Origin of the sequence: Ruegeria sp. HKCCA6707 (assembly GCF_013033515.1) — a bacterium.
Lineage (GTDB): Bacteria > Pseudomonadota > Alphaproteobacteria > Rhodobacterales > Rhodobacteraceae > Ruegeria.
The window spans coordinates 1-6301 of record NZ_WQEG01000025.1 but is presented as its reverse complement, the minus strand read 5'-3'; the positions used below and the strand labels follow the sequence as shown (position 1 = coordinate 6301).

3 protein-coding genes are annotated in these 6301 nt (G+C 50.5%); all 3 read right to left on the bottom strand.

The window, feature by feature from the left end; genetic code table 11:
• Window positions 1–149: 149 nt before the first annotated feature.
• Complete coding sequence (locus tag GOW40_RS21980) at window positions 150–953, bottom strand: hypothetical protein (protein ID WP_171133938.1); 804 nt, start codon at window positions 951–953, stop codon at window positions 150–152.
• Between the two features lie 30 nt (window positions 954–983).
• Complete coding sequence (locus tag GOW40_RS21975) at window positions 984–2726, bottom strand: hypothetical protein (RefSeq protein ID WP_171133937.1); 1743 nt, start codon at window positions 2724–2726, stop codon at window positions 984–986.
• Between the two features lie 1311 nt (window positions 2727–4037).
• Window positions 4038–6140 (bottom strand): alkyl/aryl-sulfatase, encoded by a 2103-nt coding sequence (locus GOW40_RS21965; protein WP_171136801.1) that lies wholly within the window; start codon window positions 6138–6140, stop codon window positions 4038–4040.
• Window positions 6141–6301: the final 161 nt, after the last annotated feature.

The window sequence follows — 6301 nt, the reverse complement described above, 5'->3', positions numbered from 1 at the left end:
TAGTCATCTGAGATGCTGGAAATCGGGATGGGCTGGATCTGTGTTCCGAGTTGGCAGGGTGGCTTCATTCGTGGATAGAGAATACATGCAGTTCTAACAGGCCGAACCAATGCCCAGCCATATTGATTCTGTGAGACAACGTGAAAGGACTAGCGGAGAAAGCTGGTTCCTAAGCTCCCAGTCATACTTAGAATCCAATTGGCTCCAAACTCGAATATCTCTTGGATCGTTGCGTCTCCAATGAGCTTTGCTAATTCGACCGGTCCTACATTTTCCCGATCAGTCATAAGCTCATTCAGAGACAGTGAACCGTCATCATCAAAGTCGTACGAGGCGAGCATATTCTGGGCTAGAACCGGAGAAACAATGTTAGCTATTACGCTCGAGCCCGAGACTTCGGCAGCATTGACCGAGAGCGTTGTCTGACCACTGCTCGCCTCTGCAAACGTACGGGCTCCCATATATGCCGCGAAGAAACCTGCGACCCTCACGCCGCGGCTGATTTCGGCGCGGGACAATGAGCCGTTCCCTGTTACATCAAAAAGCTCGAATGCTGCTTTCAGGCATTTGGCAGAGTGACCGTTGTCGGCACAGATGTCCTCAACGTCAGTATACGCAAGGAAAATGGTTATCACCTCACCAAACCACATTTGCAGTTCAGGGTCGGCTTCATTGCACTTTCTAAATTCAGAAGTCTGTATGGCAAGGTTGCTACCGTTGCTTGAGACCAGTGCGAGCCGTTTACTGAATTGAGCGCTCCCTACAGTCACAGAATACGCCCCAAATTTATATTCGAAGTAGATTGCGCTTCGCCCGTTCGAAATCAACGTGCTTGACGGCGCGCCGCAGGCTTTTTCCTGCCACACACCTTCCCATCGTGTGTCTCTGGCTTGAACTACGCCTGTGCTCCCAATGAGAAATACCGCAGCTAAAGTGAGAAATAGAAGCTTCATTGAAACCACCCTCAATCAATGAACGAAGAGTTAGAAACGATAAACGACTCTGCCAGGGAGATACACTTTTCCTGGGAAAATACTGTACCCTTCACACATTCGATCGAACCTAATCATAAGGTCCTGAGCTATTGAGAGTGCTTTTAGAAGGGCATTCTCGTCGTTTTGTTCTGACAGGTACGTTGTCGAGAGATTGATGGCAGTTCGATAGTCTCCGTTTAAATAATATAACTCTACTGCGATTGGCGTATCTGGCCAACTTTGGCTATTTTCAGAAAGTTTACCGTTAATTCGCAACTCAATCGCTAGCTTTTCCCAGGTTTCCCAATCGAAATTACCAAGAAATTCAGGTTTGCGTGGTGCAGATAGATTGGAATTTTTTAAGAACTCGGCGACCGAAGCTTTAGCGAGAAAACTATCAAAAATCCCCGTGCTACCAAATTCAACGCTCGAGAAATGGCGGACCGGTGGAGGGGAGAATGCACTCAGAGCCTCAGCCAACCTCCCAGCTCCGACTTCGGCGATCAGTCCATCAAGAATGAATAGCTGTGCAACCTCAGTGTCGTGCTCCGGAAGCAATTCTCCTTTTTGAACGGCCTGTACGTAGTCTCTGGACACTTTAGAAACCTCGTCCACCCATCCAGTTGTATTGACCAGAAGTCCTAAGACGTCCATACCTCTTGAATAGTGTTGAGCGCGCAAAATATCGTGGTAGGCAAGCTCCGCTGCGCCCCAACCCCTTTTTATTAATTCGGATTTCGTGAAGTTTCCCGCCACCATAATCGAAACACTATTACTGATTGCCATGCTCGAAATGTTGTCCAGATTTGCAGCGTATTTTTCAAAGTGCGATAAGTCTGTATGGCTTGCCAAAATTAAGGCTGCTAACCCTTTCACCCCGGCGCTATCAGCAACTTCGGCTAGTTCTAGTTTTTCTAAGTCGCTTAAGTCGCTTACAGCGTATGCACCATTTACAGAAAACACTTGAAAATTGGCTCGCTGATCGTCTGATTCTAACCTCGCGTTAAAAATTTGAGCAAGGAACTTTCCGTTGTCTCGTAACAGAAGTGCTCTGATAATCCGTGGATCCAGGCCTTGCCGAGCATCGACGGAACTAACGTAATTCTGCACCTCTTCATCGCTCCCGAGAGATACTGTTGCTGCGGAAAGTAGTACTTCTGCGTCTCTGGCCGGTCTTCGTCCTTCACGCGAAATCCGAGCAATTGAACCTTTAAGATCGTCGAAAGATTGGTTGCCGTATTTGAACCTAAAGTATGCTGCGTCGGAGCCGAATTTATTCGAAGAAAATCCAGGTAGATCAATGCGTTTTGCTATAATGAAATCTGCTAGTTGAACAATGTACTCCGAGCTTGGGCAGGTTTGAACATCATTCGTGACGCTATCGACCACTAGAGTTTTCAACGCTTCGCAAAACTCCAGACTTGGTTCCTCCTGGCACGCTGGATTTGCTACAGTTGCAAATTCATTTCGAAGGCTTTCCAAAGTGATTTTGGAGTTGCCAAGCGCGAAGCCTCCTTGGGTCAAGCTGGATGCAGTTTCCCCGTTTGGGTATGCTGCTAGGGCTTGCTCAGCCAAAGATATGGCTTGGCTTAGCGCCTCGGCTTTTTGCTGTTCCGATTGGGCACTTTGCGCAATCAAAGCGAAGTCTAGAATTTGGAATAGATATTCTTGTTCAGAAGCTTCATTCTGCGCCGACGCAAAAGACCCGAAAGATATGAAAAGTGAACTCGCTAAAACTAAGAATCTAAACACCCTGACTACTTTCCATTTTTTTGACCGGCATGCGGACACGCTATCGCATGTTTGAAGACTGTAGAATGTTGGCAACAAACAAAACTTCGGAACGCTATTGAATAATACTGTGCGGGCCTCAAATGTCACGGGATCGACAGGCAAACTGTCATCTTCTGGTTATGAGTCGTGCCCCTAATACTCCCATGCCAGCCTGTCCAAGTATTGAATTAGCGAACTGTTGGACGCTTCCTCCCAATGTTCCAACTCTGCAACAAGGCGATTATACGTGCGCCAGTGCATCCCCTTTGGCTTCGCTACTTCCATCGGATCCGGGTCGTTCACCCAAGCGAGGCGTTCGCGTATTTTGTCTGCACGCCTTTGGTTGCGTTGAAACGCGGCTTCCCGCTGAACAGGATAGACGAGTTGATGGCAATGTCGGCATGCGAAAAGGCGCCCGCCATAGAGTTTAGCGACGCGCCGACCACACCCACGCGCTGGGCAAGCGAACCACTGGCGGTTTCCGCCGTAGTGACATGGCTGCGCAAGAAGGCGCACTGGATAGTCGTGGCTTTCCCATTCTTCCCCGTAATCACGGCTCCGATATGATAGATTCACATAACCACGCTCGACAGAAGCATTGATCTGGGCGACCACCTCTCCTTCCTGAGTCCATTGCCAAGAAAAACGCCGTCCAGGCGTCAGAAAGCCCTCACGCGCCCAGCGCCTAACGTCGATGCTTCGAAATTCGGAAGTCGTGCTCTTTGTTCCCCAATGCCAGTGTCTACCGCTGCCGGTTCCGCCCATTTTCTTCTCCAGATTTTGTCGAAATCATAAGGGAAAAACTTCCGTTAAGAAAAGGATGTTCTTTCTATGTTCTGTTTTGGGATACATTAAATCCAGTCAAAGCGGACGTTCACGCGCTCTGCAACAAATGGCTGCTCCGAGCCCGGAGCCACGGTTTCTGCTCTTTACGCCAATGAGCGCTATCCTCAGGCTGCAGCCAAAAAATCGTGACAAATTCAAGTCGAGTTTTGCCAAGCGTTTGTGACACAAGAGTTTTCAATCCTCGTCTACCTCTTGGTAGTTCAATGCCCTACCGGACGGGCCAAGATGCGGGGCTTGTGTCATCGTAATGAACCCGCGTTCCTCTAGGCTCTGGACCTATTAACAGGTCGGAGCGTCAACGGCCGTTTTGATCCAGAGCAGACACTGGTAGAAAACACGGCTAGGACCGGTTTGCGGGACTTAGCTGCCGTTGGCAATCTAGTCATTAGCAAAAGACAGGGAAACTGAGGCAAGGTGACATAGTACACCTTGCCTTAAGCTGAGTTATTCGGGGATTGTCGCGCCGGGAACAGCCTCATACGCATTGGACGCCACGACTTGGGCCTCCCCAGCCGCGGTACCTGGCAAGATCTCGAACAATGGGTCAAAGTCTACCATGGTTGAGGCAAGCTGTGAGAGAACGTTGGCATCGCCTTCAATCTTAGCAGTGCCATCTGCAATCTGCTGCTCCAGCTCTACCGCACCCATCATTGTCATTTCGAGGTCTGAGCGATTGATCACAAGCGTCAGGTCTGGATCGTTCGCTTGATACCCCTCGATATTGGTCAAGGTGGCATTTTCCAGTTCGATGATGAACTTCTCCCCATTGTCCGGTGTTACCAAGTTGATGGTGAACCGCATGCCTTCGGCTTTGCGGCTGTCCATCTTGATGCCGAGGTAGTTCAGGAACAGCTCTGTGGACATTGCGCGGATTACGTCGGGGCTTGTCGAGCTAAGCACCGGCGCATCTGAGATGCCGGAGCGCAGTTCATAAGCACCTGACAAGAAGCTGTTCCGCAATCCGGGATTTTCTTGTTGGTAGCCAAGCTGTTCATAGCAATCTGCCAAGAGATCACGGGCTAGCTGATTATCATTTTCAGCCAGGAAAAGCCTGTTCAGGATTTCGACGGCCATCTTGTACTCGCCCGCACCAAAAAGTTCCTGCCCTTTGGCCATGATCTTGTCCGATCCGCCCATCATCTCGACATAGAGCGGGGCTGAGTCTTCCGGAGACGGCGGGATAAGTGTCGCGGGATTGGCATCCCAAAACCCGAGGTACCGCTGGATCACCCCTCGGCTGTTATGCTCGGGCGAGCCGTGATAGCCGCGGCAATGCCATTCGTTCTGCAAGCTCTTGGGCATCTCGTATACGTTTTGGATCTGGTTGATCGTTACGCCCTGATTGGCAAAGTGCAGCACCTGATTATTGAAATGCGCGTACATGTCGCGCTGCGCCCGCATGATCTCTTGAATGCGGTCGTTGCCCCATCGAGGCCAATGGTGCGATTGGAACATCACCTCTGCTTCTTCGCCAAATAGGTGCAACGCACGCGAGATGTACTTAGACCAGCGCAGCGGATCACGCACCGGCGCGCCGCGTAGGGTGTAAATGTTGTGCAATGTGCCGGTAATATTCTCGGCCATCCAGAGGGCCTTCATATCAGGAATGTACGTATTCATATTGGAAGGCGCTTCAGTGCCCGGTGTGTTTTGGAAGACCATTCGCACGCCATCGACGTCGATGTATTCGATGTCTTCTTCGATGATCTTTGTCGGTGCGATCAGCCCAAGAGCGCCCAGCGAAACGCGATGACCTAGACCCTGACCGGCAAAGCCAAACGGGTTAATAGGAAGCTGTTGTCCATACTGGTAGGACAAGCGGCGGTTCATCGCGTTACCAGCGTAGACGTTTTCAGAAATTGTGAACTGCATGAAGTCGCGGGGCGCGATAATTTCTACCTTGCCCGCGCGTACGTCGGCTTCGTCAACTATCCCGCGGACGCCACCCCAGTGATCTCCATGTGAATGCGAATAGATAACGGCTGTGACTGGAAGGCCATCACCGACATGTTCTTGAAAAAGGTTCCACGCTGCGCGAGCAGGCTCAGTCGTGAGAAGCGGATCGATGACAATCCATCCGTTATCCCCACGTACGAAGGAAACATCGGATAAATCCAATCCGCGCACCTGATATATGCCTGGTACCACCTCATAGAGGCCATAGTTCTGATTGAGCCGTGAGACACGTTGCAAAGAAGGGTGAATGCTCGGCCAGTCCTTGTCCTCGTCGAAAAAGCGGAAGCTCGCCATGTCCCAAGCAATGTTGCCCGCATCCGCCATTATTTCGTCTTCGGGCATTGCCGCGATAAAACCACGAGCCTGCTCGTCGAAATCGCGGGTATCTGAGAATGGCAGCGCATCCCGCGCTTCGGCTAGGATTTTCAAAGTGTGCTCGGACGGTGCTTTGCCTTTAGGATGAAAGTGCCCCTCGGCAGGTGCGACGCTCTGAGCTTGCGCGGAACCTTCCTCTGAAAGGAACGTTGGCGCTACTGCAAATGCTGCGCCCACAGCGGGAACTGATTTCATGAAGTCACGTCGGGTCGTCATAAGTAATCTCCTCCCAATTGCTTTAGGATTGGAGAAAACTGCGGCAAATGAAGTTTCGGCGCTTTGATCTATGACAATCAAATTTGAATTTTGGAATGTCTGCTTAGTCCGGCGGTCTCAATGGATCGCCGCAACACTTCACTTTGAGAGCAAAGATGGAG

Bases quoted from the DNA above. Each gene is read 5' to 3' on its own strand.
- GOW40_RS21965 (WP_171136801.1), bottom strand. From the start codon at position 6,140: ATGACGACCCGACGTGACTTCATGAAATCAGTTCCCGCTGTGGGCGCA.
- GOW40_RS21980 (WP_171133938.1), bottom strand. From the start codon at position 953: ATGAAGCTTCTATTTCTCACTTTAGCTGCGGTATTTCTCATTGGGAGC.